Here is a 25,306-nt window from a genome sequence, read left to right as displayed (position 1 = left end):
CGCTGGCGTCCTGACGGGCCGCCACGAGCACCGTTCGGATAGGACGCCTAGCGCAGTTGCGGGCGCCACCACCGTGCCAGGCGTTCGACGGCAAGCGCGATCAGCATCGTCAGTCCGGTAAGCGGGAATACCGCGCCTGCCGCGCACATCAGCGCCACCAGTCCCCGCGAGCGGTGCGGCGGGGCCGGCGGCGCGCCGAGTCCGCGCGTGGGCCGGCGCTTCCACCACATCGCCGGCGCGCTCACCACGAGCGCGAGGATTGCGAGGCAGCCCGCCAGCATCACCAGCCGGTTGATCTCGCCATATTGCCGCCCCTCGTGCGTGGCGATCCCCCATTCGATCGCCTGCGCGCCGGCGCCGAACTCACGATAGCTCGCGTCCTGCAGGACGCGGCCGTCGCCGGCATCGAGATAGAGCGCGCGCGCATCCTGTGCCTGTCGCGCGACCGGGCTCACGAGATAGGGCGCGCCCGGCGTGGCGGGCAGCGACAGCATCCAGGGCGCTCCGATCCCACGTTGCGTGGCGATCCGCAACGCGCGATCGACCCCGATATCGCCGGCGCTTTCGGAGGCGGGAGGCGCGGCGTGTGCCAGCGACCAGCCGAGGCCGTGATGATCGTTCGGCACGGGCGCCGCCGGGCGACCGAGCTCCCGCGCGGCGACGACCCGCCCGAGCGCCTGTCCCCAGATGCCGCTCCACGGCATGCCCGTCACCGCAAGGAACAGGATCACCGCGCCCGCCACGATCCCCGTCGAGGCGTGCAGGTCGCGCCAGAACAGCCGGGCGGCGGGTCGGCCGCGCAGCCCCAGCGCGGGACTGCGTCCGCGCGGCCACCACAGATACGCCCCCGTCGCCACGAGCAGGATGGTCCATCCGGCCGTGATTTCGATAAGGGCATTGCCGATCGGTCCCGTGATGACGAGGCTGTGCAGCGAGCGAACCGTCGCCATGACCCCGCCATACGCCGTCGTGCCGAGAACCCGCCCCGTGCCCGGATCGACGAACGCGGTGCGGCGTTCACCATCGACCGACAGCGTCATCCGCCAGCTTTCGTTCGTGGCGGCGGGGCGAATGATCTGCGTCACCGTCGCGCCGGTCTGTTCGCGCACGTTTGCCACCAGCGTCGAGGCGGGCAGCACGCCGGCGGCCGGCACTGCGATCCATTGGGCATAGACCAGCCGTTCGATCTCGTTCTTGTACAGGTACAGCCCGCCAGTGATCGCCAGCCAGCCGAGAAACGGCAGCACCAGCAGTCCCGCGTAGAAATGCCAGCGCCAGACCGACCGGTACAGCGCGCCGCGGCGATCAGAAGCGGACACGAGCGCCTCCATAGATGCCGCGCCGCTCGACCGGATAATAGATCGCCGAAGCCGGCGTTGCGGTGACGACGGCCGACACGTCGCCGATCGCCTTGTTGCCGGTCAGGTTGCGGGCGTCGAGAAACAGCGTCAGCCCTTCGCGCAGCGCCGCCTGCGCACGCAGACCGAGCAGCGCATAGGCCGGGACGCGCGTGCTGTTGGTGTAATCGGCGAAGGCGCCGCGCGGAACCCACTCGACGACGGGCGACACGCTGGCGCGATCGGTGCCGAGCGTCAATTCGGCCCGATAGAGATGTTCGGGCACCACCGGCAGCCGATTGTCGCCGAACTGCGCATCGCCGCGAAAGGTGAAGTCGTTATGCTGATAGGCCTGTCGGAGGCGCAGCCATTCCGTCAGATCGATGTCGAGCCCCGCTTCCAGCCCCTGATGCCGCGTGCGATCGGCGTTGAAGGTGGCGGCGGGAATATCGGGCGCCTGATTGAACTGGAGCAACTCGCCGCGGATATCGGCGCGGTATGCAGTGATGTCCCATCGGACTGCGCCGAGCGTGCCGCGCGTACCCGCTTCGATCGTCCAGGCGCGCTGCACGTCGAGATCGACGAAACCGGGCGTCACCACGCCGCCCACCGCGAACGGCGTTTGGTTGAGGTCGCCAAAACCCGGCAGCTCGACCGAGCGGCTGGCATTGGCGAAGAACTGGATGCCGTTGCCCGTCGTGACCAGCAGCCCCAGCTTGGGCGAGAACAGGTCGAAGCTCGCGCTGCCGCTGCGCGCGCCGTTGAGGAAATTGTCGACCGACCGGCGACCATGCGAATGGACGGCACCGGCGACGAGCGACAGCGCCGGCACCGGCTGCACGCGCACCTCGCCATAGCTGTCGATCGTATGCGCTTCCTGCCGGGCGCGCGCCGTCACTGCGCCGCGTCTGCCGGCGACGTTGACAAACTGGCGCGCGTTCACCGATCCCAGCCGCGCCGTACTACCCAGCGCCAGATCGACCGGCATGCCGGCAACATCGCCCGCGAGATCGAGCCGGGCGAACGCGCCGTAATCGAACGACTTCTGATCGATGACCTGAAAAATGGGGTGATAGAGCTGCTTGGCGTTGGCAAACACGCCGCCTGAAACCGAGCCGCGCCCCAGATCGAGCGTGGTGCGGTTCTGCACGCGGATCGAATGCACGTCGCGCGCCTGATCGCCCAGTATCAGCGCGGGCAGCGCCTGACGCGGGTCGTCGAGCGCCTGAGCCCGAGTGAGCGTTCCGGGCAGTTTCTGGTCGATATCGCTGATCGTCGCGTAGAACCGCGTTTCGACGCGGTCGCCAAGCCGGATGCCCATATTGGCGTTCAGGCGGGTCGACCGGCGGTCGGCGTGCTCGCGATCGCCGTTCGAACGATCGTGCGTGAGGGCCAGATAGGCGTCGCCGCGAGCATCGGCGAAGCCGGCGGCCACCTTGCCGCGCAGCGTTTCGAAGCTGCCGCCGTCGATGCGCGTCTCGATACCGGGCGCGGTGCGTCCGGTTGGCGTGATCGCGTTGATCGCGCCGCCAAGCGTCGACCCGCCGAGGCGCAGCGCGTCGGCGCCGCGCAGCACGTCGATCCTCTCGAAGACCTGCGGATCGAGCTCCTGGAAGTCGCCGCTATTGTCGGCGAGGTTGATCGGTACGCCGTCCTGGAACAGCATCAGGCCGCGCACATGGAAGCCGCGGCCGATGCCCGACCCACGGATCGACAGACGGATTTCCTGACCATAGCGCGGCTGCGCGTAGATGCCGGGCGAAAAGGCGAGCGCGTCGCGCAGCGACACGGCCAGCGTGTTCTCGAAGTCCTCGGCGGTGACGACATCGGCGCCGCCGGGCGTGCGCCGGATGGCGGCTTCGGCCTCGTCGGCGAGGCGTTCGGCAGTGACGACGATCGCTTCGCGGTTCTGATCGTCGCGATCATCGGCATGAGCGGGAAGGGCGGCAAGCAGCAGCAAGGACGCGCCCAATGGCGCGCACGACAGAAAATGCATGGGATATCACCTGAACAGACAGCGCGCATGGGCGCGCGGGAAGCCGCCTGGTCTGGCGGCTCTTGGCTGGGTCAGGCGGTAGTCGGTGGCCCCCGCAACGGTGGGCGCAGCGTGCGCACGGCGCGCGGCAACACGAACTGCTGGCGTACAAGGCCCGAGGCGAGCACAAAGACGATCGCGCCGACGAGCAGCACCGGATCGACGGCGGCGAGCATCGCACCGGGGACGCCGGCAAAGGCGCAGGGCATCGCATCGACCGCGCGGTCGGCGTCGTCGTGCTGCTCGTCCATCGGAATGGTGATCGCCGTCGTCTGCGGACCGGTGCCCGAGCAGATCGAGACCGTGATCGTCATGCCCGAAGCGCCGGACGTGTCGGCCATGTACCCGTTGGGCACGAGCAGCTTCATCACCAGCGCTGCCGCAAGCATCAGCGCGACGAGCGCTGGACTGTGCGAGCAAAGGCGGCGAAGCGCGGTCATCGGCGCCGCCTAGCTTCCCGCCCGGCGCTTGTCACGCGAATAGCCCGGCGCGGGGATCGCGCGTCAAAGGCGGCGGTAGCGGAAGTACCACACATTAAGTGCTAATATCGATTATGCGATTGAGGAAAATACATAAAATGGGCCTTTTATCGTCGATTTCTAAAGGAAGTAATCACCGGGTAATCACCATTTTTTACGAGCCGGCGGCAGCTCTCACCTTGAATGGCAGCTACGCGCCCTAATAGCGGTCATTCGACGCCGCGATCATGTATTCCAGAAGCTGTCGTTCGCGCGATGATCCGACTGACTGAAATCGCATCGTCAATTCGATGACGCGGTCTTCGGCCCCGAAGCTCGATGCCGATGGTTCAGGGTAACCAATTGGAGTTTCCTGAATGCATGAGGTTCGACGCGGTTCTGGCCGCCAGCTGCTACTTATTCACGGTCTCGGCGGAAGCTGGAAGTCGTGGAGCACCGTCATGGACGCCCTCAGTGCCGAGCGATCGCTTATCGCGGTTGATCTTCCCGGACACGGCGCAAGTCCAACCGGCGAGGATAGCGGGACGTTCGATGGTCTCGTTGGCAGCGTCGAGCGTTACATCGCGGAACACGGACTTGAAGGAATCGATGTCGTCGGTAGCTCGATGGGTGCGCGGATCGCGCTGGAGCTTGCGAGGCGTGGCCGGGTCGGCAACGTCGTGGCCCTCGATCCTGGTGGCTTCTGGCGCGGATGGGAACGCACGTTCTTCAAAATCACTATCGGCGTCTCGGGGCGGTTGGTTCGGGCAATCCGCCCTATGCTGCCAACGCTAAGCAAGAACGCCGCGTCACGCACAGCGCTGCTAGCGCAGTTGTCTGCTCGCCCTTGGGCGCTCGACCCGACAGTCGTCGCGACCGAGCTTGAAAGCTTAAGCGCCACGTCAACATTCGATGCTCTGGTGACTGATCTCGCCAGCGGGCCTGAGCAAATTGGTCCAGCGGCCGATCCGTCTCGGCGGATCGTTATCGGTTGGGGTCGCCACGATCGACTGTGCCTTCCAAGACAGGCAGCGCGTGCGACCGCCGCCTTTCCTTCCGCCGAGCTGCACTGGTTTAAGGCAAGCGGGCATTTTCCAATGTTGGACCAACCTGACGAGACAGTTGCAGTGATACTTGCCGCAACTCAGTGATGCACGTTCGTCGTACGCAGCATGGCAGCTACGCGCCCCAATTCCGGCCGCTCGGTTTGTCAGCCTACGATCCTCAAAGCGGACATCGACAGTGGCGGCAGGCGCACGTGCGTGGGTATGGGGTCGCGCCGGTGCCCATGTATGCGGGCTCGATCCTGCGGCGGATCGCGCGCTGGATCTCGTCATGGCCCCAGCCGGGATAGACCGGGACCTGGGGCTGCTCCTCGGTGAACAGGATCCAGTTGCGCTCCTTTTTCGGCAGCTTCCGCCACGGCGTGTCGACGTCGATTCCGAGGCTGATCAATATGTCGCGCAGGTTCTGGCCGCCCCAGGCCGTCGGCCAGGCGGCGATGGCGCGCTCCCGGATGGTCTTCGAAGGATCGGGCACCATCGAGGCTTCGGTGACCTCGTGGATCCGGCCGAGGCCGTGGCAGCGCGGGCAGGCGCCCTCGGGCGTGTTGGGCGAGAAGGATTCCGCATCGAGATGGGCCTGGCCCCGCGGATAGTCGCCGGCGCGCGAATAGAGCATTCGAAGTAGGTTGGAGAGCGTGGTGACGCTTCCGACCAACGAGCGGGTGGTCGGCGATCCGCGCTGCTGCTGGAGCGCCACCGCCGGCGGCAGGCCCTGGATCTCGTCGACCTCGGGCACGTCCATCTGGTGGAACAGGCGGCGCGCATAAGGCGAGACCGATTCCAGATAGCGCCGCTGGGCCTCGACATAGAGGGTTGAGAAAGCGAGCGACGATTTGCCCGATCCCGACACGCCCGTGAACACGACGAGCGCGTCGCGCGGAATGTCGACGTCAACATTCTTGAGATTGTGCTCGCGCCCGCCGCGAAGGCGGGACGAAGCCGGAGGCCGGGGTATCTGGCATTCGAACCTCCTGGCTTCTGAGACGCTTGGGCGCCCCGTTGGGTTGCGGATGCCGCGCGGCGTCCGACCGGTTCGGGAACTACAGCATCGGGAGACGGCGCGGCCGCGGCCCGAGCGGGAACGCGCGATCGATCCGTTCGAGCTCGTCCGCCGTCAGCCGCAACGCGCCGGCGCCGGCATTGTCCTCGGCATGCTCGGCGCTAGACGCCTTGGGGATCGTCAGCAGCGGGGGTTGCCGCACGAGGAAGCGCAGCGCCACCTGGCGCGCGGTCGCGCCATGCGCCGCCGCAATCTTCTCCAGCACGACTCCGCCCGGCGTGCGCGGGCCCGGGAAATCGCCATGGCCGAACGGGCTGTAGGCGACCGCCGCGACTCCGTGCGCCTCACACCAGGGCAGAACGGCATGCTCGATCGCGCGCTCGCCGAGATTGTAGAGGATCTGGTTGCAGGCGATCCGGCCCTCGCCGCCGGCTTTCCATGCGGCCTCGAGATCGGGCACGTCGAAGTTGCTGACTCCCCATGACAGGATCTTGCCCTGTTCGCGGAGCCGCTCGAAGGCGGCAAAGGTTTCCTCGAGCGGGTGCGAGCCGGGCCAGTGCAGGAGGTAGCAGTCCAGCCGATCGGTCCGGAGGCGCTCGAGCGAGCGTTCGCAGGCGGCCACCGTCCCGCTACGCGAAGCGTTGCCGGGCAGCACCTTGGAAACCAGGAAAAGCTCGTCGCGCCGCCCCGCAATCGCCTCGCCGACCACGATCTCGGCGTCGCCGTACATCTCCGCGGTGTCGATATGGGTCATGCCGAGATCGAGGCCGCGGCGCAGGGCAGCCGTCGCGGTCGGCCGGTGCGCGTCGTCGATATACCAGGTTCCCTGGCCGATCACCGCGACCTCGCGCGGCACGGGACCGAACCGTCGCCGCTCCATGCGCTGAAGGGCTTGCGACATCATTCAAACCTCCTGCCCCCGCCCTGGATTATTTGGACGCGAGCACCTCGGCATGCTCGATCTTGGGTATGCCGTGGAGGAGCGTCGGGGTGTGGGCGATCAGCGCACGGCCGACCTTTCCGGCAAGGTGCGCCAGCCGATCCTTCTCGCTTCCGAACGTGTCGAAGATGGCGAAGTCGCGCGAGCCGAACTTGACGGCATACCAATTGATTGTCCCCTCCTCCTCATTCACGTCGGCGAGCGCCTTCCTGAGAAATTCCTCGACCTCGTCCTCCTTGCCTTCCTTCGCTTCGATCCGGACGAACAATGCGCGGTCAATCATCGGCTTTCTCCTTTTGGAATTCGCAGGTCACGGCGGCAGGCCTCGGCACGGAGGGCGGAGCGCCCGCCGCGAAGTCGGACGGAGCCGGAGGCCGTGGCATCTCGCATTAAACCTCCTGCGCCACTGATACGCCCGGGCGTCCGATTTAGTTGCGTAATGGGAGGCTGAAGATATCCAGCCACACTATTTATCTGTTAACCCTAGGAACTTCGGATACCATCCGCAGGTTAAGGGGTCTTCACGACAATGGGAGAATGGTCATGCGCGCGCTCTGCTGGCACGGAAAAGGCGACGTTCGCGTGGACACCGTTGCCGATCCCGAGATCAAACATCCGCGCGACGTGATTATCAAGATCACCGCCTGCGCGATCTGCGGCTCCGACCTCCATCTGCTCGACGGCTACCAGCCGACGATGGAAGCCGGCGACATCCTCGGTCACGAGAACATGGGCGAAGTGGTCGAGGTCGGTTCGGAAATCACGAACCTGAAAAAGGGCGATCGGGTCGTCGTCCCGTTCACGATCAGCTGCGGCTCGTGCTGGTTCTGCAAGCAGGGGCTGTTCTCCTGCTGCGACACCACCAACCCCAATGCCGAGATCGCGATCAAGGCGATGGGCCATTCGCCGGCCGGCCTGTTCGGCTTCAGCCACATGCTCGGCGGCTATTGCGGCGGCCAGGCCGAGTATTTGCGCGTGCCGATGGCTGATGTCGGGCCGATCAAGATCCCCGACAACATCACCGACGAGCAGGCCCTGTTCCTGTCGGACATCTTCCCGACCGGATACATGGCGGCAGAGAATGCGCAGATCAGGGACGGCGACACCGTCGCGATCTGGGGCTGCGGTCCGGTCGGCCAGTTCGCGATCCGCTCGGCCATCATGATGGGCGCGGGCCGGGTGATCGCGATTGACGAAGTGCCCGAGCGGCTCGCCATGGCCGAAGCCGGCGGCGCCGAGACGATCAACTTCGCCGAGGTCGACGTTTATGACGAGCTGATGGCCCGCACCGACAATCGCGGGCCCGACAGCGGGATCGACTGCGTCGGCTGCGAAGCATCGGCGCACGGCTCGGCAGACTCCATGCTCGACAAGGCCAAGGCGACCGTCATGCTCGCCACCGACCGGGTCCACGTCCTGCGCGAGGCGATCATGAGCGTGCGCAAGGCGGGGACCATTTCGATCCCGGGCGTCTATGTCGGCATGGGAGACAAGCTTCCGATCGGCGCCATGATGAACAAGGGGCTGACCCTCAAGATGGGGCAGACCCACGTCCAGGCCTATACGAGGCCCCTGCTCGACAAGATCATCGCCGGCAAGATCGACCCGAGCTTCGTCATCACCCACCCCGCCAGCCTCGAAGACGCCCCGGAAATGTACAAGAATTTCCGCGACAAGGAGAACGGCGTGATCAAGGTGGTCCTGCGGCCGGGCCTTGAAGCCGCCTCGAAGCGACCCGGATCGTCTTCGTCGATGGCGCCCGCATCCGGGATGCCGGAGCATGCGGGTTAGGCCGATCCAAGGCGGAAGACGGTCACCGAAGGGGATCGACTCTATCCCGCCCGCGAGTTGCGGGCGGGGGGCTGTCATCCGCGATGCGCCGGGGAACCGATCAGGGACGATCTCGCGCCACGGAGCCGGCTGTGATCAGACCAAACCAGAGCTTCGGGAGAGAATCCCATGGCGGCCACCAGCGGCGCCGAACGCGGCCGCAAGCGGTTCGAAGGATTCACCGATGCCGTCTTCGCCATCGCGTTGACGTTGCTGTTCGTCGAAATCAAGCCGCCGGGCAGTCCCGACGGGCCGCCTGTCGGGGCGCAGCCCGCCCGGGCGGTCGCCGAACAGTGGCAGGAACACCTGGCGTTGATCGTCAGCTTCCTTGGCATCGGCATCTATTGGCTTCAGCATCATTACAGCGGCCGTCTCTATGCCAAGAGCGACCATGTCTTCAGCGTGATCAACCTGGGCTTCCTGTTCGGCATCATGGCCTTGCCGTACCCGGTGCGGGTCTGGGCTTTTCACCTGGACAGTCCGGGCGAGGAGCAGGCCAATATGATGCTCGCGGCCGGGTTACTGCTCCCGTCGATGTTCTGGCTGATGAAGTGGCTCTATGCGAGCCCGCAGCGCCGGCTGATCGACCGCCGCCCGGCGCCCGAGTACGTCAGCCAGATGACCCGGCGTTACGTCGCGGGAACGTCCGTCCTGGCGCTCGCGGCGCTGATCGCCCTGATCGCTCCCCGGCTGGGCCTTGCCCTGAGCTTCGCCGCGACAGCCTATTGGATCCTGCCACAACCCAGCCCGCGCTACCGATCTGGCGAGGAGCCGGACGAGAAGGAGCGGACGGAAGATTGAAGGCGCTGCACTGAAAATATCAAGAGCTACAAGAGCGCGAAGGGCCACGTCACCCACAGCTATGCGACCGCCGTCGCCTGAAGGTCCGCTTCCGATACTCTTTCACACGCAAGCTGACGGTCCACAATCGGCCCAGAAGCGGAAGAGCCGTTTTCCGCATGAGCTGCCGGTCTGGAATGCGCCCCATATCGGTCGTTCAGGGACGCCAAGCCCAAGCCTAAAAGCGGTCATTCGCTCAGCTCAGCCGGCAACGGCTGCTATTGGGTGGTTAGCGGACATCCTCATGCGTCGGCAGCGCAGGCCGAACGTTAGCGTTGCGCCCTCCCGCCGTCGTGCGCTACCGAGACCGCTCGATCGGCGAGCAGGGCCCATGACAAACATCCTTTGGCGAGTGCTTGCCTCGGCGTTGCTCGCAACATTCATCACACTTCTGTCTACCTTTGTCGGCACCCGCTCGGCTATCGCCACCTACCCGGAGATAATGGGCTGCGAGCAAAGCTGCAGGGTGGCCGCGAGCGGATGGCCCTTGGTGTTCGTTCGGGATTACACCGGCATGTCCGTGGTCAACTCGGCCGACATCCTTGAGGTGTGGATCGCGGCCGACCGGCTCGACTGGCTGCCCTTCCTGGCAAACGTGGTGATTTGGACGGCTGTTCTGGTGCTGCTTGCGTGGGGCGCCCGCCGAGACAGGAGTTCTGCTTAGCGGTGTGACTTACGAGCGAAGGTCCGCACTGGGGTCGTGAGCCGACATTCGTACTCCACTGAGCCGGCGCGGCGGCTAGGCGCCCCAAATCCCGACCATCCGCGAGCTGCCACGCGATCGTGACAGCAGACGCACCGAAATCAGGTTCCAAGGTGAAAAGACGTACCTTATCGAAGTTTCGGTGCTTACGGCTTGTCGTGTGCGAGCGGGCGGGTCTAACATTCACCAGCATGTCCGTTCGACAGCGGCGGAGGAGTGCAAGGTAGCTGCACACGACATTGCAGCCCAAGGGAGAAGCCACATGGCCATTGCAAAAACGATAGAAGTGATAGCGAGTTCAACTCAAGGCATAGAAGCCGCGGTCCGCGATGGGATCGCCAAGGTCGGGCAAACCGTCGATAACATCGAGGGCGCATGGGTCAAAGACACCAAGGTCGTCGTTCGTGATGGCGGTGTCGCCGAATGGCGCGTGACGATGGTCGTTACATTTATCGTCAACTGAACCGGGGAGGTGACTGATGCCACACAATTTCGAAGTTTATAAGGACAAGAAGGGTGAGTTCCGCATTCGCTTCAAATACAATTCCGAGGTGATGTTTTCGTCGGAAGGTTACGCCAGTAAATCGTCCGCAATGTCTGCCATTGAATCGTTCAAAAAGAACGGACCCGGCGCAGCTATTGAGGACAACAGCTGACAGGTGTCGGATCCGTGCCATACAGGGAAATGACATAGATTTTGAATCTTACTAGGAGCTGTGAAATGAGCGCACGAACCTTTGGAATCCTTTGCCTTTGCGCGGTGGTTGCAGCCTGCGGATCCAAGTCTGCGGACGAGGCAGCGCCAACCGAGGCTTCGACAGTAGCGGCGGCACCGGCCCCGACGATGGGCTCACCCGTAGCCATGGAACCTGCTCCCGAAGGACTGCCCTCACGCATAGCGCGGGAGGTGATTACAGCTAGTGGCCAGACATGCGGGCAGGTAGCAAACGCGGAGCGAGCAAGTGACGGAACAATAAACGCCACTTGCTCAGGCGGAGAGAGCTATCAGGTGTACACGTCGCCGGGACAAGGGCCGGTTGCGGTCAAGCGATAGCGATAGATAGTCAATCGGTCTCGCATGCCATCCGTGCTGCGAGACCGATTGTCTGAAAATTGCGGCTTCTAGTCCAGAAGTTCTGCTGGAACTTTCCCGCCATTCGCCGCGAGTTCGCGCATCGTCGCCTTGTGCAGCCACAAGTTCATTTCGGCGCTACCGTCAAGCTCACCGGTATAGCCCAGCTCGCGCGCAAGTTCCTTGCGATTGTCGAGGCTTGAGTCGACTTCGATCAGCTTCATGAGATCGACGATCGAGGTGCGCCAGTTCAGGTTCTTGCCCTCAGCCATCGCCGCAAGGTTGCGCTCGACATCGACGTACGAGACTTCAATGGGAGCCGCCTGCTGCGACGGGGCAGCGGGACTGCTTGGAGGCGGGGCACTACCAGTGCTGGGCGGCGGCGTGGCCGCGTGCGCCTTGCCGAAGATAGCGTCCTTGATCTTTCCGAAGATGCTCATGGAATTCTCCTTGTTGCAGCCGCGACAGGGTGCGCCCCCTCCCCGAGATTGGCAAGAGCCAGTCTCTGCGTTGCTTCCGTGGCGTAATTACCTACAAGAAGCAGGAAAGTGGCAAGAAACGGAGAGTGCCATGGATCTCAATGAAATTCTTCGCTCGCAAGGCGGCATCGGCGCGATTGCCAACCAGCTGGGCATCTCAGAAGCGCAGGCACAACAAGGTGCTGCGGCCCTCTTACCTTCCATCCTCAGCGGCTTTGGCCAGCGAGCTGGCGGATCGGAGAGCGGCGGCGTCGGCGGCCTGGACGCAGTCCTGGAATCGCTTGGTGGAGCAGACCTCAGCCGCAATGTCGTAGGACCAGAACCCACACGTGTCGAAAAAGGTAACGACATCTTGGGCCAAATATTCGGCTCAAAAGACGTCAGCCGACAGGTGGCGGGAGAAGCATCGCAGTCAACCGGTCTGGATCCGGCACTCCTGAAGAAGATGCTGCCGATCGTGGCGATGCTCGTCGCGGGATACCTGTCGTCGCAAAGCAACAAACCCGGGCAGACAGGCGGTCTCGGCGATATATTGGGTCAGGTAATCGGCAGCATGGGAGGTGCCGGCGGCGGCGGTCTGGGAGGCGGATTGGGCGGAGTGCTCGGGTCTATCCTGAGCGGTAGGCGCTAGTATTCTTGGTTGGTCTTCGGCCTCGCTTATCCAAGTGATTCGATCCAGATCGGCTGACCTTCTATAGCGGTACCCGTTCGACGTTCCTGCAGATCGAACCAACTTCGGTCGCAGGCACTGCGAATGCCTTCCTCGGGGCTGTTGGCGGTGAGGACCGACAAGACGGATGGTTGGGTCCGCTTTCGCTGGCTGGGCGTCGAAAGCGGTCATTCCACAATCGGCCCATAAGCAGACGGATAGCGCAAGGGTTTCGTCAGGGCGGCTCCGACGTCGCCCGAAGCCGCCGTTCTACGTTGCGTTGACGATGGACTGCAGCTCGGCGATGCTCTCCACGACATCATCGAAGCGCGGCGCGTCTCCGAATATCATGCCGGACATTGCCGCATAGTCGCGGCGCAGATCGCCGTACATGTCACCCTCCGGCACCAGCACGAAGCTCGGGGGCTGGGCGGAGGCGAGATCGAAGTCCGGCCGATTGAAGAACATCCGCGCATGCGCGACGCAGTCGGCACCGAGTGCAGGGTTCGCGAGCGCGTGCTTGCCGGTCTCAGACAGCATGAGCTGGTGCAGATCGTAATAATGGCGCGAGATGCGATGGCCGCCTCCCTTTAGAACGCCCCTGATCTCAAACCAGCGCCTGAGCCCGTGCAGGATCACCACCTTGTCCCAGAAGGTCCGGTCGGCATCGACGATGGTGACATTGGGGATGATGAGGTCGACATCGGGCACGTCCTCGGCGAGATAGGGCGTGACGGTGCGCATGGAATTGGGGTCGAGGGCAGACTTGGCCCCTGACTCAATCCTCACCCGCTTGTCGACATAAGCATCGCGTCCGGTCGCGGTCGGATAGGTCAGTAGCAGAGTCTGGCTATCCTGCTTGTCGAGTTCGACGCGGAGCCGACCGGCCGTGATCCCATTGCGCTGTGAGGTCTCGGTGGCGACCTGCGACAGCTGCTCGAGTAGGGGGCCGCTGATATGCGCCTGGCAGGCAGCACGGATCGCGTCGAGCGCCGTCTGGCGCTTCTTGCCGGACATGGCTTGCAGCTGTTCGACGGAATAGCCTTCGCCGAGATCGTCGCGGAAGACGGTGACGTCGATGTCCTCGGAAAAGCGCCGGATCAGGCCGAACCCCTTGGACAGCGAGGTGCCGCCTTTGAACAGGAGGCGCGGGCCCGGCGGCAGGCCGTTGAAGAGCGCATCGAGCGTCCAGCAGACCCAGAAGTCCTTCTCGACGTTCTGGGGTGTCGTGCCGAGGCGCTGGGCCGTGGTGGTGAAGAGGCCGGCCTGCGTCTCGTCGTCGGACGCGAGGACCAGATCGTAGTTCTGGTTCATAACGGATCCTCGGCGAGCATCGGGCGCAGCAGGTCCTGCATCCAGGTGGGCAACGTCGCGATTCCGTCGGCCAGATCGGCGCGAAGCGTTGCGGCGTTCGGCCCGGCGCGCAGCAGGTCATCGATGCGCGCGTGCAGGGTCGCGCGATCGTCGGGATCGCCGAGCGTGTCGCGGAGCCAATGGAGCGCCTGGACCAGCCGCATCGCTGGCCGGCCTGCCCAATAGAGCTTGCTTGCCGCCGTCGGCTTGAAGGTGATGCTCATATTGCCGAGCTCGATCGCCTTCAGCCGCGCATCGGTGTGGACGACGATCCTAGACGGTACGGCATTGGTAAGGCCGAGGTCGTTCGCCGCGGTCATGCCGTCGACCAACACGCGGATCTGGTCGCGCCGGGCGACAGCGTCGATCACCTGCCGAGGATCGGCAGGGTTGGGCTTCTTCGTGAGGGCATTTCGGGTCGGCTTATCGTAAAGGCCGCGGTCGATCCGGCGCAGCAGGTCGTCTGCAACCAAGCGCTGCAACGCCTTGTCGACGGCATCGCGCGAGCCGAGGCCGAGGAAATCAGCCGGCGTCCAGACCGCTCCGCGGGGAGCGGCCGCAGTTCGGTCCTCGATCTGGGCGCGCAGGGAAGGATCAGCCATGTCCGAAAAATGCCTACAAATTTCGGACAAAGCAAGGGGTGCAAGCAGCGTACCGGGGCTGAGCCCCCTAATCCGATACTGCCTATCAATAGCAGCTATTGACAACGCGCCTGAATTATTGAAGCAAATACAAAGCTTCACAAAGCCGCTGCCTTGAGAAGTTGAGCGGACGCGTGGTTTAGACGAACCGGGCATGTGGTGTGTTGGGCCACCCTTGCAAGTGATGGTGGTCACCATGGCAAGGCTGATGCTGGCGGAAACCTTTGAAACAATAGTGCAGAGCGCGGTCGCGCTGCCCGACCTCTTCGATGCCCTCTCTGAAAGCGCCGAAGCCATGGGCTTCCGCTATTTCGCGCTAACCCACCATGTCGATTTCGCCACTGCCCCCGATCTTGGTATCCGCCTTCACAACTATCCGGGACACTGGGAAGAGTGGTTCGACGAAAGAGCGTTGGGCCGCTTCGACCCGATTCATCGCGCCAGCCATGTCGCGAATATCGGCTTCTCCTGGTCCAACGTGCCGCAGATGATTCAGCTCACCCACGGCGATCAGGAAGTCCTGCGCCAGGCCCGGCGCTTCGGGATCGGCGATGGATTCACTGTCCCCGCCCATGTTCCCGGTGAGTATAATGGGTCCTGTTCTTTTGCCGTCGCCGACGACGGACCGCTCCCGCACGAGCACATGCTGGTCGCGCAACTGGTAGGCGGCCTCGCCTTTGAGGCCGCCAGGCGCATTGCCCAGCCGCGGCGCGCACCACAGCCGACAATGCCGATGACCGATCGGCAGCGCGATTGCGTGCTTTGGGCGGCACGCGGCAAGACCGACTGGGAGATATCGCGCATCCTCGGCGTCAGCCATGAGACTGTGATCCAGCATCTCAAGCATGCGCGCGAACGCTATGGCGTGCAGAAGCGCGCGCACCTGGCGGTGATGGCATTGTTCGACGGCACTATCTGCTTCTCGGACATCTTCATCCACTAGGAGCCCCGCCGCTACCCCCATTTCTTGGTATATCGCGCTGACGGCGGACTGCGGATGCTCGTCCCTCAACCAGATGGGATGAGGAACGATGATCTCCCTGATCGATACGACCAAGCAAGCGGCGTGCGACGCCGCGATGCGGAACATGTTCGCAGCTCGCAAGGAGGTGTTCGTCGATCTGCTCGGCTGGGACGTGCCGGTGCTCGACGGCCGCTTCGAGCTCGATCACCTGGACAATGAGCACGCCCGCTACCTGATCCTGGCCGACAGCAGCCATGCCCATTTGGGCTCTGCGCGCCTTCTTCCAACGACACGCCCGCACCTTTTGGACCACCTGTTTCCGGAGCTGTGCGCAGGTCCTGTTCCGCGCGGCCCGGCCACGTACGAGATCACCCGATTCTGCCTCGACCGCAGCCTTGCCGCGCCTCGACGCCGCGAGGTGCGCAACCGGCTCGTGACCGCGCTGGTGGAGTTCGCGCTGGCGAATGGAATCCGCACCTATACCGGCGTCGCCGAACTCCCATGGCTGCGGCAGATACTGGATTTCGGTTGGGACGCGACTCAGCTCGGCGAGCCGCTGCCGACTGACGGCAGACTTCTCGGCGCGATACGGATCGACATCACCACCGAGACCGAGGCGCGCCTGAGAGCCACCGGAATCTGGCTGCCCACCGATCAGATGGCTTCGACCGCGGCCCAGCCCGCGCACGCATAGGAGGCCTTGATGCTCGCTACCGCTCCCCAATCTCCCAACACGACCGCTGGCGCGCACCAGCTGGTTACCGAGGGCTGGTGCATACTCCGCGGGCTGATGCCCGAGACGATCATGGATGCACTCTCCGGCGACCTGCGCCCGGTGTTCGAAGCGACGCCGTTCTGCACCGGGGACTTCTATGGTGGCCGGACCAAGCGGTTCGGCAGCCTGCTCAAACGATCGCGCCATGCGGCGACATTGATCCAGTGCCCGGAGATCCTCGCAATCGTCGAGGACGCGCTCCTGCCGTGGTGCGACACGATCCAGCTCAACCTGGCACAGGCGATCGCGCTCCACCCGGGCGCGCCGGCCCAGTTCCCGCACCGGGATCAGGACATGTGGCAGGGCATAAAGGGCGAGGTGGAATATCTCGTCAACGTGATGTGGCCTCTGACGCCCTTCACCCAGGAGAATGGCGCCACATTGATCTATCCTGGAAGCCACGGTCCCGAAGCGCTCAGCGCGGACTGGCGCGGCGGTGCGATCAGTGCGGAATGCCGACCGGGAGATGCGATCGTCTTCCTCGGCTCGACCCTGCATGGCGCCGGCGCGAACCGGAGCACCGACGTGCGGGCCGCTGTGGTTGTCAGCTATTGCCTCGGCTGGCTCAAACCGTACGAGAATCAATGGCTCGCCTATCCGCCCGCGGTCGCTCGAGCCTTTGCTCCGGAGCTTGCCGGGCTCATCGGCTATCGCCAGCACCGGCCCAATCTCGGCAATTATGAAGGTGTATGCCCTTCGGTGCTGCTGCAGGACGCGGTGCCGGCGCATCTCGGCGCCGTGGACGCCTTACGGCCCGAGCAGGTCGAGGCGGTCGCGCAACATCGCCGCGAGCAGGAACGATGAGCCCGACCCAGGCGATGGAACGCAGTTACGCGGCGCTCAAGCAGTTGCTTCGCGACGGCGCCTTCGCGCCCGGATATCGCCTGGAAGCCAACCGGATCGCCGAGGAACTCGGCGTGAGTATGACACCCGTTCGGGATGCGCTGAACCGCCTCGCCGGCGAGCAACTGGTCGAAGCCAGCAGCGGCGAGGGCTTCCACGTGCCGCGTCCCGGCGAAGCCGAACTGCGTGACCTCTACGAATGGAATTCGGCGCTCGCGGTCATGGCGGCGAGCACTGCCCGCATCAAACCGGCCGCCGGCGCGGTAGAGGAGGTGATGGGTGCGGATACCTTGGCGGACGCGACCGCTGCCTGCTTCGTCCTGCTCGCCGCGTCTTCGCCGAACGCCGAGCTTCGAACAGCCGTGGCGCGCGCGAGCGATCGGCTCCATCCGTTCCGCATCGCGGAGTCGCAGGTGCTGGAGCCTGTACTGGGCGAGCTGGAAGAGCTGCTCGATCCTTCGCCGCGCAGGCCCGCGGCCATCCGCCGTTACCATCTCGCGCGGATGCGCGCAGCCGGCGAGCTGCTGCGAGCGCGCTCCGGATTATAATCGGATTATAAAATTCTTATAATCGGCTGCCTGGCCGATCTTTCCGTGGTCGCGATTCGAGCGACGCAACACGGAGAATGACCATGGAACGCACCAACGAAGACGCAGTCGAACTGATCGACCTGGGCGCGGCGAGCGTCGAGACCCAGGGTGCCGATTTCGGCAAGATCGACGGCGTTCAGCTCCAGCAGCTGCCCGGACTCTCGGACAACTGAGCAGACCCGCCGGCGCGGCAGGTGCCGCGCCGGCGAAGCTGCGCATCCCAAAGATGCTCTGGACCCTGCTTCCACATCTGACCGCGTGCTTCGTCGGCGAGGGCGTCATGCTGCTCGACTTGCGCCAGGATCGGTACTTCCGCTTGCCCGCTTCGCTCAGCAGTACGGCCCGCCAATGGCTGGAGGAGCCGTCCGATGCCCCGCCGCAGGCATTGCTCGACCTGCTCGAGCGACAAGGCGTCCTGCGCGCAGGCGACCCGCCCCTGAGCGCCCTCGCAACACAGATGGAGATACCGGAAATGCTCGAGGCTCCGGCGACACCGGATGCGATTGGCGCCGGGGAAGGCTTGCGTATCGCCGCCGCGGTCGGTTCGGCCTGGATCGAGCTCAAGACGCGCGGGCTTCAGTCCGTTGTCCTCGCGCGGCGGCGTTGGCGGACGGCCCAACCGCAACTCGGTGATGCCGTCACATGCGAGCGTCTGGCCGGATATCATCGCGCTCGCAGGCTGGTGCCCGTCGCGAAGAATTGCCTGATGGATTCACTCGCGCTCGACCTCTGGCTCGGCGGGTCAGATCTCGGCCGCCATCTCGTGTTCGGTGTGACGCTCGAACCTTTTCTCGCGCATTGCTGGCTTCAGAGCCCGACGATGATCCTGAACGACAACTATGATCATGTCCGGCGCTACACGCCGATCCTGCGGGTATGAACGTAGCGCCCTATGTCGCGCTCATTGGCGGGTCGGGCGCAGTGGATACGAGCCGGCTCTCCAGCCTGACCGAACGCCTCAGGGCCATGGGATTCGCCCTGCTCCTCGACACGCCCGGGGTGCGGTTTCTCGGTCGATCGTCGGCACCGCATTTCCTGCCGCAAGCGCCGGGCCGCATCTTCTGGGGATCGGTGTTCGACCGGCGCAGCGCCGGCTTTGCACTGCGCGCCGACGACGCCGAACTTCTCGCGCCGCTGAGCCGGTTCGTGACGCAATATTGGGGCGGCTATCTGGCTTTGCGTGAGACTCAGGGAAGGGTTGAGCTGTTCCGCGATCCTTCCGGCATGATCCCGGTCTACCTCGCCTCGCTGGGCACGATGCATGTCGTCACCTCGGTGCCGGCGCTGTTGTTCGAGCTCGAACTGCTGGAGCCCGAGATCGATTGGACCATCGTCGCACAGGCTCTCGCCTTTCGCGACCTCCGGCCGGCGCGGACCGCGCTCAGAGGGATAAGCGAGCTCCTCCCCGGAATGAGTCTGACGTTCGAGAAGGACAGGCTCGATACCGCGCAAATCTGGTCGCCATGGACGCTCGCAACACCGGATCGGGAATTGGCGAGCTTCGAGGTCGCGGCGAAACAGGTCCGCGAGACCGTTCTGCAAGTGTCGAGATCCTGGGCTGGCACGACCCGGCATCCCCTTGTGGAGCTCTCCGGCGGCCTGGATTCGTCGATCGTGGCCGCCGGACTGGCGGCCGCCGGAGCCGATCCGCTGTGCGTGACCTTCATTCCGTCAGCCGGCGATTCCGATGAACGCAAATACGCCCAAGCCGTGACCGATCATCTCGGTGTCCGTCTCGAAGAGGTGGCGCTGGCGCCGGACTCGGTTGATGTGACGCGCACCGATGCGGCATGGCTGCCGCGCCCATGCGCGCGTAATTTCGCCCAGGCGCTCGACAGGCCCCTGCAGCAGGCCGCGCGGGAGCATGGCGCCGACATGTTCTTCAGCGGCGGCGGCGGCGATAACATCTTCTGCCACTTGCAATCCACTCTGGCGGTGATTGACCTTATTAAGCGCAAGGGTCTTGGCCGGACCGCCGCCCGAGCGATCCTGGACGTGGCCGAAGTCGCAGACGTCACCTTTTGGGAAGCACTGCGCAACACCGCACGGCGCCGGTTCGAAACGCCGCAGTCCCGCCCACGGCCATGGGTAAACCGTTTCCTCAACAAGGCAGTTAAGGCCGAATTGCCCTGGCCGGCCGACAACCCCTGGCTGGAGGCCGTGAACGATGCGCTACCGGGCAAGCGGCGTCATGTCTGGTCGCTCGTCAGCGTGCTCAATCATCTGGAAGGCTTCGGCCGGCAACAGTTGGCGCCGATCTGTTCGCCACTTTTGTCGCAGCCCGTGGTCGAAACATGCCTCCGCATCCCGACCTGGCTCTGGTTCGAACAAGGCCGCAACCGTTCCGTTGCGCGGGAAGCATTTGCGGGAATGCTGCCGGCGACCGTGATCGGCCGGCGGACCAAGGCTGCGTTCGACAGCCTTGGGGCGCAGATCATCCGCCGGAACGCGACCCAGCTACGCGCGATGCTGCTCGACGGAGTTCTGGTGAGACAGGGGATCGCAGACCCGGAGACGATCGATCGCGCCTTCCGGGGCGACATCGCGGACGGTGAGGTCGTCGCCGAACTCCTGGGGATTGCCGATGTCGAGGCATGGGCGAGTGGCTGGGCATCCTGGTCGCGCGGTCAATTCCGGCTGAGTGCCTGACGCATTTCCTTCCAGCGTGTCACCTCCTCGTCGAGGCCAGGCAAGTCGGTGACGCCGCGCAGCCAGAAATCGAACCAGCCGACCGAGCGTCTGTAGATGGCGGCACGATGCGCCGGGTGCGCCTTGACGTGATTCTCGTCGGGGAAGACGTACATGTCCACCGCCCCGCCATGCTGCTCGAGCGCGGAAACCGTCTCGAGCGACCAGCGATATTCGGCGTCCGGTATCTGGATCAGCAAAGGCGTGCGCATGTTGGACGCGTTTGCCGCCAGCGACATCGGCTTCCAGAAGGCGGAACCATCGTCTCCCTGGCGCGGATAGCCCCAGGCGAGCACCGCATCGCGGTAAGCCGGGCCCGTGGTGAAGAGACTGCTCGGCTCGTCGCAGCATGTGCTGATCGCCGCCGCCTTGAACCGCTTCAAGCTGTTGAGCGCAAACTGCGTGGTGGTGGCGCCGTCGCTCATACCGGTTAGCCCGAGGCGGCCGGGATCGACGGTCCCCGTCGCTATCGCCGCATCTACGCCGCGATCGAGCGCCGAGACGATGGCCCGCCGCTCGGCCCAATCCTTGATGTTGATCCGCTGCAGAGCGTTGAGGTCAGTGGCATGCTCGGTCGCCGGCAGAGCAGCGGGTCGCTGGAAGCTGAGCACTGCGAACCCGTGCTGCGCTAGCAGGAAGATAGGGTACTCGTCCCCTGTGCCGCCGCGCAGGAAACCGCGACTGACATATTGGACGAGGATCAGCGGATGGCGCTGGCCGGAACGATGCGATGGTGGAAGCACGAGATCGCCGTAAGTCCGCATGCCCAGCGCATTGGCCCAGCCAAGGCGCCGGACGGCGCCGAGGGCGAGGCCCGCCGTCTCGGGATTGGGATCGAACAGCAGTGTCTCCGCGCCGCTTTCGGGATCGATGGCAACCAGTCGGCGGGGCTCGTTCGCGGCCTCGCGCGCGCAAAGCAGGGTCTTGCGCCACAGCGTGCAGCCCGTCAGCGCGTGGTCCGTCGTGACGCGCAACCGGGGCGTCGTCTCCATGCCGGGACGCCAGAGGTACAGGCGCAACTGCCCGCGATCTTCGGGTCCGCCGCCGCGCAGGATCAGCAGCTCGTCAGGCTCGCGCCACCAGATGCCTGCGACGCGGCGCGCGCAAATCGCCTCGGGACAGGCGATTTTTCCTTGCCGAGTGGCAACTTGGAGCCGCGCAGGCGCGAAGACCAGGCGCGGGTCGTCCGGCGCCGTCCATGCGCGGCGCCCGCCGGCTCCGGGGGCGAACAACGCGCTTCCCGCCGGCCGGTCCGCCGCACGATTTCGCAGCTGTGCAGACTCCTCGGAAGACACCGACCGAAGCCGGCCGTTCGCGGTGTCGAGCAGAAGAACCGTCTCGGGCAGGGGTGCGCGGGGGCGGGGACGGGCCTCGGACAGCGTCCAAAAACGGGCATCGAAATGATAGCCATCGCGGCCCTCCCGGTCGATCGCAGCTTCGGCAGCCTGCAATGCGGGGCGCGTCCCGATCAGCAACGTGGTCCCGTCCGCGGCCCATTCGAGCGAAAGCGCATCGCTCTTGAGCGAGGTTACAGCGCTCGCGTGCCCGGCGAGATCGGCGCGCCAGACCTGGGTCACGCTATGGTCGCGCCGCAAATAATAGATCGCACGTCCGTCGCGCGACCAGAGCGGGGCGAGGACGAGCGGCACCCCGCTCTCGATCGCGGACATGCCCCGGATATCGTTGATCGCGGGAATGAAAGATCCGCCGACATCAAGCAGGCGCATGGCTCCGGTGCCGTCGAGGGGTACGAGCGCGATGCCGAAGCAATAGCTGTCGCTCGCGATGTCGGCGCGGCGGATGGCGAGGGCGGCGGCACGCCCGTCGGGCGACACCGAGAAAGCCGGCCGCGCGCCCGGCGCATTGTCGGCCGGACCGAAATCCCGCAGTTCGATCAGGTCGCGCGCCGTCACTGGCCGTTTACCTGTTGCCGCCCCCAAAGGAGGCGGCAACAGGCGCTCCCGGCACGTCGCGGGCGTTGCGTGCGCCATCGTGATCGTGCCGAGGAGCAGGGCGACGACCGCTGCCGCTCCAGGCGCGGTCACCATTGTTTGGTGACCTGGAGAGCGACGAAGCGGCCGAGGGGATTCGCATTTTCGGCGTCGAAGCCAGCGGTGTAGGTGCCTACGAGATAGGTGACGTAGGGCGGGTCGGCATCGAGCAGATTGGTGACGCTCAGGGCGACGCGTAGTCCCTTGAAGATGCCGCTCTCATCCGTGAACCGGTAGCCCAGATTGAGGTCGAAAGTCGTCCAGGCCTGGACCTTCTGCGGGGTCGCCGTCGTGCGGTTGATATAGCCGTCCGCATGATTGACGAAGAGCGCGGCATCGAACCCGCCTTTGCTCCAGGTGACCCGCGCCCGGCCCCGCAGATCGACCGGGTTGCCCACCGTATCAACGACGTCGATCGGCGCGGCAGTGGCCGTCAGCGCCTGACGGATGTGGAAGATATAGGTGCCGACGGCGCCAAGCTCGGCACGCCCGCCCCCGAGGTCGAAGGAATAGGCCAGGTCGACGTCGATGCCGGACTGCTGGACCGACGAAAGATTCTGCAGCCGGGCATCGGCTTCGGCGACGAACGGCGCAGTCTGCGGGATGCCGAAGATGTCGATATAGTAAGGCGAGGCATAAATCTCGGCGATGCGGGCGGGGGAGGGGTTCGCGGTTAGGATCGGGTCGTAGACGTTGCGGTTGATCAGGAAGTTGGCGAGGTTCGCCACGGGCGAAGCGATACGGTCGCGGTAATCGACATCGAACCAGGTCACGCCGGCTCGGAATCCCGGCAGGAAGGCGGGTTTCAAATCAAGGCCGAGCGTCCAACTCGTCGCGCGTTCCGGGCGCAGGTCAGGGTCGTTACCGCGAATGACCAGCAGATTGGACATGCCCGTCGGCGATGACGGATCGGCCGCAGGCCATGCGAAATAGCCGATCGACGTTGGATCCTGCCGTAGCTCGTTGAAGAGCGGCGCGCGGAACGAGGTCCCATAGCTGCCGCGCACCGTCAGGCCGCGCAGGCTTTCCCAGGTGAAGCCGAGCTTGGGATTCTGCGTGCCGCCGAAGTCGGAATAATGCTCGGCCCGGATCGCAGCGGAGAGATCAAGCCGGCGGAAGCCGGGGATGGTGAGGCCTTCGCCGAACACCGGCAGGAGCAGCTCGGCATAAGCGGCGCTGACCTTGCGTGCGCCCGGATAGGGCACAGGTGCGGCCACTGACGGGGTGAGCGTCGAGGTATAGAAGATGGTCTCACCGGCACGGTAGCGCTCTTGTCTGTACTCCGCCCCGACGGCGAGGCGGGCCGCGCCTGCCGGCAGGCCGATCAGCGGCCCATCGGCGCGCAACGTCGCCGACCAGCTGTCGCCATAATAGCGGCTCTTGGTATAGCCGCGCACCGACTCGATCGTCGTCGGGTTGGTATTCGGGCCGTCGCCGAGCAGATTATAGGCTGTCGCAGGATTGGTGTCGGCGAGCGCCAGTGCCAGACGCGCGGTGTTGACGCGATTGATCTGGTCGTAGTTCTCGACCTGCTTCCCCCAGTTTCCATGGACGTCGATGCGCCACGCGCCCAGCCGGGCCTCGAGGCCAGCGGTGGCGCCATAGGCCTGTACCTGCCCGCGCGAGCGCTCGGGACCGAGGTCGCGTACGAAACTGTAATTGACGCCGATCGGCTGGCGCGTGCCGACCGGGTCGACGTAAAAGGGGTTGCTCGCCGGCACGGTGCGACGCGCGTCGCCGCTAGGCTGGACCGCCACGTCGAAGTTGCGCCATGTCACCAGACTGTTTGCATAGAAGCGCAGCGCCGGACCAAGGTCCTGGCTCAGCGATGCGAACACGGAATGGCGCCGCTGGTCTGGCAGCAGGTCGGTGCCGAGCCAGCGGTCGCCGCGATTGAGGGTGCCTGCGGCGAGGCTCGCCGGCGTGAGCCCGATACCGTTCTGGCCCGCAGGGATCGCATAGCTCTGCCCGCCGGCGAAGATCGTGCCGGGATTGGCGTAATTGCCCCTGCGGTCAGGGCCGCCCAGCACCCGCAGATCTTCGGTGGCGTAGGGCCTATCCGCCGCTAGCAGATTGTCCCGCTTGTAGAATTCATAGGCAAGAACGAGCCCACCGGAAGCCCACTGCGTGCCGAGAAGTTGGCTGAACTGATATTCCTGTGCGTCGCCATCGGCGGTGCCGATCCGAAAGCTGGACTCCGCGCCGTGAAAGCTCAGTCGCGTGATCACGTTGACGACCCCGGCCACGGCGTCCGAGCCGTAGATCGCTGATGATCCATCGGGTACGATCTCGACGCGCTGGATGATCGAGGCGGGGATAACCGACAGATCGGAAAAGGTCCCACCGGCACCAGCGAGCGGCGGGCGGTCGCCGTTGATGAGCAGGAGCGTCGAGTTCTGGCCGAGCCCGCGCAGGTTCACGCCGGCTCCACGCGAGGCGTTCCCGTTGCCCGCAGCGCTGATAAGGCCGCTGGTATTCTCGTTGGCACCGCCCGCGAAGTTCTGCGGGATCGACTGGACGATCTGCTGGGTCGTGGCGAAGCCGGCTTGATCGATGGCCGTGCGATCGATCGTCACCAGTGGCGATCCTACCGGACCACGGCCGCGGATGCGGGAGCCGGTGACGATGATGTCGCCGCCGTCGTCCGCATCCTGGTCCGGCGCGTCGGATCGCTGGATCACCAGCGTGTCGCCGACGATGATCGCGCGAAGACCTGTGCCACCGAGCAACGCGGCGAGCGCCGCATCGACCGAATAGCGGCCCCGGAGCGCGGGCGCCCGGCGGTTCCTGACCAGGTCGTCGGCGACGATGATCTGCCTGCCGGACCTGAGCGCGACTTGCGTGATGGCCGTGCCAAGATCCTGCGCCACGATATCATAGTCGCGCGCGCCGTCCTGCTGCGCGCGCGCGGCCGGCGTGGCGAACAGTGCCACGCCACAAAAAAGCACAACCCCGATTTTCTTTCGCATTCTGTCCCTCCCGGGTCGGCGCACAGAGCGCGGACATCAGGGCGGGACGGGGCGGGGCGGACTTACCCCCCCCCATCCATGCGAA

General features: G+C 65.0%; 25 protein-coding genes. 14 read left to right on the top strand and 11 right to left on the bottom strand.

The features are described from left to right. Nucleotides 1-47 precede the first annotated feature (47 nt). From FBR43_RS12620 to FBR43_RS12610, 3 genes are all read right to left on the bottom strand, one after another. Entirely contained in the window at nt 48-1,319 is a 1,272-nt protein-coding gene (locus FBR43_RS12620) for a PepSY-associated TM helix domain-containing protein (protein WP_249276585.1), read from the bottom strand. Next, on the bottom strand, nt 1,306-3,333 hold the full coding sequence (locus tag FBR43_RS12615) for a TonB-dependent receptor family protein (protein ID WP_136943443.1): 2,028 nt from the start codon (nt 3,331-3,333) through the stop codon (nt 1,306-1,308). Before FBR43_RS12615 ends, FBR43_RS12620 begins: the two co-directional genes overlap by 14 nt. A 71-nt stretch (nt 3,334-3,404) precedes the next feature. Then, on the bottom strand, nt 3,405-3,812 hold the full coding sequence (locus tag FBR43_RS12610; RefSeq protein WP_136943442.1) for a DUF2946 family protein: 408 nt from the start codon (nt 3,810-3,812) through the stop codon (nt 3,405-3,407). A 395-nt stretch (nt 3,813-4,207) separates the two neighbouring features. On the opposite strand from FBR43_RS12610, the gene FBR43_RS12605 reads away from it, so the two are divergent. Continuing rightward, nucleotides 4,208-4,981: an alpha/beta fold hydrolase gene (locus FBR43_RS12605; protein ID WP_136943441.1), complete on the top strand. Its 774-nt coding sequence runs from the start codon at nt 4,208-4,210 to the stop codon at nt 4,979-4,981. 73 nt (nt 4,982-5,054) lie between these two features. On the opposite strand, the gene FBR43_RS12600 is transcribed toward FBR43_RS12605, so the two are convergent. The 3 genes from FBR43_RS12600 to FBR43_RS12590 form a co-directional block, all read right to left on the bottom strand. Then, on the bottom strand, nt 5,055-5,756 hold the full coding sequence (locus FBR43_RS12600; protein ID WP_249276583.1) for an excinuclease ABC subunit UvrA: 702 nt from the start codon (nt 5,754-5,756) through the stop codon (nt 5,055-5,057). A 178-nt stretch (nt 5,757-5,934) separates the two neighbouring features. Continuing rightward, a complete protein-coding gene (locus FBR43_RS12595; protein WP_249276582.1) occupies nt 5,935-6,750 on the bottom strand; it encodes an aldo/keto reductase in 816 nt (271 codons plus the stop codon). Between the two features lie 73 nt (nt 6,751-6,823). Further along, nucleotides 6,824-7,117, bottom strand: a complete 294-nt coding sequence (locus FBR43_RS12590) for a putative quinol monooxygenase (RefSeq protein WP_136943440.1) — start codon at nt 7,115-7,117, stop codon at nt 6,824-6,826. Between the two features lie 260 nt (nt 7,118-7,377). On the opposite strand from FBR43_RS12590, the gene FBR43_RS12585 reads away from it, so the two are divergent. The 5 genes from FBR43_RS12585 (at nt 7,378) to FBR43_RS12565 (ending at nt 10,863) form a co-directional block, all read left to right on the top strand. Then, nucleotides 7,378-8,625: a zinc-dependent alcohol dehydrogenase gene (locus FBR43_RS12585; RefSeq protein WP_136943439.1), complete on the top strand. Its 1,248-nt coding sequence runs from the start codon at nt 7,378-7,380 to the stop codon at nt 8,623-8,625. Nucleotides 8,626-8,793: 168 nt separating this feature from the next. Beyond that, a complete protein-coding gene (locus FBR43_RS12580) occupies nt 8,794-9,465 on the top strand; it encodes a TMEM175 family protein (RefSeq protein ID WP_136943438.1) in 672 nt (223 codons plus the stop codon). A gap of 370 nt (nt 9,466-9,835) precedes the next feature. Continuing rightward, nucleotides 9,836-10,168 carry a hypothetical protein gene (locus FBR43_RS12575; protein WP_136943437.1) on the top strand — a complete coding sequence of 111 codons (333 nt, stop codon included), beginning with the start codon at nt 9,836-9,838 and terminating at the stop codon, nt 10,166-10,168. A 301-nt stretch (nt 10,169-10,469) separates the two neighbouring features. Continuing rightward, on the top strand, nt 10,470-10,670 hold the full coding sequence (locus FBR43_RS12570) for a dodecin family protein (protein ID WP_136943436.1): 201 nt from the start codon (nt 10,470-10,472) through the stop codon (nt 10,668-10,670). A gap of 16 nt (nt 10,671-10,686) precedes the next feature. Further along, on the top strand, nt 10,687-10,863 hold the full coding sequence (locus FBR43_RS12565; RefSeq protein ID WP_136943435.1) for a YegP family protein: 177 nt from the start codon (nt 10,687-10,689) through the stop codon (nt 10,861-10,863). 466 nt (nt 10,864-11,329) lie between these two features. Here the strand turns inward: FBR43_RS12565 and FBR43_RS12560 are convergent, their stop codons facing one another. Continuing rightward, complete coding sequence (locus FBR43_RS12560; RefSeq protein ID WP_136943434.1) at nt 11,330-11,719, bottom strand: DUF3597 domain-containing protein; 390 nt, start codon at nt 11,717-11,719, stop codon at nt 11,330-11,332. A 130-nt stretch (nt 11,720-11,849) separates the two neighbouring features. On the opposite strand from FBR43_RS12560, the gene FBR43_RS12555 reads away from it, so the two are divergent. Then, entirely contained in the window at nt 11,850-12,389 is a 540-nt protein-coding gene (locus FBR43_RS12555) for a DUF937 domain-containing protein (protein ID WP_136943433.1), read from the top strand. A 288-nt stretch (nt 12,390-12,677) separates the two neighbouring features. Here the strand turns inward: FBR43_RS12555 and FBR43_RS12550 are convergent, their stop codons facing one another. Together FBR43_RS12550 and FBR43_RS12545 are read right to left on the bottom strand one after the other, a co-directional pair. Continuing rightward, on the bottom strand, nt 12,678-13,721 hold the full coding sequence (locus FBR43_RS12550) for a nucleotidyl transferase AbiEii/AbiGii toxin family protein (protein ID WP_136943432.1): 1,044 nt from the start codon (nt 13,719-13,721) through the stop codon (nt 12,678-12,680). Further along, entirely contained in the window at nt 13,718-14,599 is an 882-nt protein-coding gene (locus FBR43_RS12545) for a DUF6088 family protein (RefSeq protein ID WP_212611923.1), read from the bottom strand. The genes FBR43_RS12550 and FBR43_RS12545 overlap by 4 nt, the downstream gene beginning before the upstream one ends. Between FBR43_RS12545 and FBR43_RS12540 the strand changes: the two genes are divergently transcribed. From FBR43_RS12540 to FBR43_RS12510, 7 genes are all read left to right on the top strand, one after another. Next, entirely contained in the window at nt 14,586-15,344 is a 759-nt protein-coding gene (locus FBR43_RS12540; RefSeq protein ID WP_136943431.1) for a LuxR family transcriptional regulator, read from the top strand. The two genes, FBR43_RS12545 and FBR43_RS12540, sit on opposite strands and share 14 nt — an antisense overlap. Nucleotides 15,345-15,432: 88 nt before the next feature. Next, nucleotides 15,433-16,059, top strand: a complete 627-nt coding sequence (locus tag FBR43_RS12535; RefSeq protein WP_136943430.1) for an acyl-homoserine-lactone synthase — start codon at nt 15,433-15,435, stop codon at nt 16,057-16,059. A 9-nt stretch (nt 16,060-16,068) separates the two neighbouring features. Next, nucleotides 16,069-16,944 carry a phytanoyl-CoA dioxygenase family protein gene (locus FBR43_RS12530; RefSeq protein ID WP_136943429.1) on the top strand — a complete coding sequence of 292 codons (876 nt, stop codon included), beginning with the start codon at nt 16,069-16,071 and terminating at the stop codon, nt 16,942-16,944. Beyond that, on the top strand, nt 16,941-17,531 hold the full coding sequence (locus FBR43_RS12525; RefSeq protein ID WP_169542602.1) for a GntR family transcriptional regulator: 591 nt from the start codon (nt 16,941-16,943) through the stop codon (nt 17,529-17,531). Before FBR43_RS12530 ends, FBR43_RS12525 begins: the two co-directional genes overlap by 4 nt. 83 nt (nt 17,532-17,614) lie before the next feature. After that, nucleotides 17,615-17,746: a benenodin family lasso peptide gene (locus FBR43_RS12520; protein ID WP_136943427.1), complete on the top strand. Its 132-nt coding sequence runs from the start codon at nt 17,615-17,617 to the stop codon at nt 17,744-17,746. Nucleotides 17,747-17,799: 53 nt separating this feature from the next. Then, nucleotides 17,800-18,453: a lasso peptide biosynthesis B2 protein gene (locus tag FBR43_RS12515; protein ID WP_136943426.1), complete on the top strand. Its 654-nt coding sequence runs from the start codon at nt 17,800-17,802 to the stop codon at nt 18,451-18,453. Next, nucleotides 18,450-20,222, top strand: a complete 1,773-nt coding sequence (locus FBR43_RS12510; RefSeq protein WP_136943425.1) for an asparagine synthase-related protein — start codon at nt 18,450-18,452, stop codon at nt 20,220-20,222. Before FBR43_RS12515 ends, FBR43_RS12510 begins: the two co-directional genes overlap by 4 nt. Here FBR43_RS12510 and FBR43_RS12505 read toward each other — a convergent pair. Together FBR43_RS12505 and FBR43_RS12500 are read right to left on the bottom strand one after the other, a co-directional pair. Next, complete coding sequence (locus FBR43_RS12505) at nt 20,201-22,309, bottom strand: Atxe2 family lasso peptide isopeptidase (protein WP_136943424.1); 2,109 nt, start codon at nt 22,307-22,309, stop codon at nt 20,201-20,203. The two genes, FBR43_RS12510 and FBR43_RS12505, sit on opposite strands and share 22 nt — an antisense overlap. Next, nucleotides 22,303-25,185 (bottom strand): TonB-dependent receptor, encoded by a 2,883-nt coding sequence (locus FBR43_RS12500; protein WP_212611922.1) that lies wholly within the window; start codon nt 25,183-25,185, stop codon nt 22,303-22,305. Before FBR43_RS12500 ends, FBR43_RS12505 begins: the two co-directional genes overlap by 7 nt. Nucleotides 25,186-25,306: the final 121 nt, after the last annotated feature.

Origin of the sequence: Sphingomonas baiyangensis (assembly GCF_005144715.1) — a bacterium.
GTDB lineage: Bacteria > Pseudomonadota > Alphaproteobacteria > Sphingomonadales > Sphingomonadaceae > Sphingomonas > Sphingomonas baiyangensis.
Note: the sequence above shows the minus strand (reverse complement) of the source record. Positions and strands in the feature narration are given on the sequence as shown.

Bases quoted from the DNA above. Each gene is read 5' to 3' on its own strand.
- FBR43_RS12605 (WP_136943441.1), top strand. From the start codon at position 4,208: ATGCATGAGGTTCGACGCGGTTCTGGCCGCCAGCTGCTACTTATTCAC.
- FBR43_RS12615 (WP_136943443.1), bottom strand. From the start codon at position 3,333: ATGCATTTTCTGTCGTGCGCGCCATTGGGCGCGTCCTTGCTGCTGCTT.
- FBR43_RS12545 (WP_212611923.1), bottom strand. From the start codon at position 14,599: ATGGTGACCACCATCACTTGCAAGGGTGGCCCAACACACCACATGCCC.
- FBR43_RS12610 (WP_136943442.1), bottom strand. From the start codon at position 3,812: ATGACCGCGCTTCGCCGCCTTTGCTCGCACAGTCCAGCGCTCGTCGCG.
- FBR43_RS12575 (WP_136943437.1), top strand. From the start codon at position 9,836: ATGACAAACATCCTTTGGCGAGTGCTTGCCTCGGCGTTGCTCGCAACA.
- FBR43_RS12525 (WP_169542602.1), top strand. From the start codon at position 16,941: ATGAGCCCGACCCAGGCGATGGAACGCAGTTACGCGGCGCTCAAGCAG.
- FBR43_RS12535 (WP_136943430.1), top strand. From the start codon at position 15,433: ATGATCTCCCTGATCGATACGACCAAGCAAGCGGCGTGCGACGCCGCG.
- FBR43_RS12565 (WP_136943435.1), top strand. From the start codon at position 10,687: ATGCCACACAATTTCGAAGTTTATAAGGACAAGAAGGGTGAGTTCCGC.
- FBR43_RS12530 (WP_136943429.1), top strand. From the start codon at position 16,069: ATGCTCGCTACCGCTCCCCAATCTCCCAACACGACCGCTGGCGCGCAC.
- FBR43_RS12580 (WP_136943438.1), top strand. From the start codon at position 8,794: ATGGCGGCCACCAGCGGCGCCGAACGCGGCCGCAAGCGGTTCGAAGGA.
- FBR43_RS12520 (WP_136943427.1), top strand. From the start codon at position 17,615: ATGGAACGCACCAACGAAGACGCAGTCGAACTGATCGACCTGGGCGCG.
- FBR43_RS12550 (WP_136943432.1), bottom strand. From the start codon at position 13,721: ATGAACCAGAACTACGATCTGGTCCTCGCGTCCGACGACGAGACGCAG.
- FBR43_RS12585 (WP_136943439.1), top strand. From the start codon at position 7,378: ATGCGCGCGCTCTGCTGGCACGGAAAAGGCGACGTTCGCGTGGACACC.
- FBR43_RS12590 (WP_136943440.1), bottom strand. From the start codon at position 7,117: ATGATTGACCGCGCATTGTTCGTCCGGATCGAAGCGAAGGAAGGCAAG.
- FBR43_RS12515 (WP_136943426.1), top strand. From the start codon at position 17,800: ATGCTCTGGACCCTGCTTCCACATCTGACCGCGTGCTTCGTCGGCGAG.
- FBR43_RS12560 (WP_136943434.1), bottom strand. From the start codon at position 11,719: ATGAGCATCTTCGGAAAGATCAAGGACGCTATCTTCGGCAAGGCGCAC.
- FBR43_RS12510 (WP_136943425.1), top strand. From the start codon at position 18,450: ATGAACGTAGCGCCCTATGTCGCGCTCATTGGCGGGTCGGGCGCAGTG.
- FBR43_RS12540 (WP_136943431.1), top strand. From the start codon at position 14,586: ATGGTGGTCACCATGGCAAGGCTGATGCTGGCGGAAACCTTTGAAACA.
- FBR43_RS12555 (WP_136943433.1), top strand. From the start codon at position 11,850: ATGGATCTCAATGAAATTCTTCGCTCGCAAGGCGGCATCGGCGCGATT.
- FBR43_RS12570 (WP_136943436.1), top strand. From the start codon at position 10,470: ATGGCCATTGCAAAAACGATAGAAGTGATAGCGAGTTCAACTCAAGGC.
- FBR43_RS12505 (WP_136943424.1), bottom strand. From the start codon at position 22,309: ATGGTGACCGCGCCTGGAGCGGCAGCGGTCGTCGCCCTGCTCCTCGGC.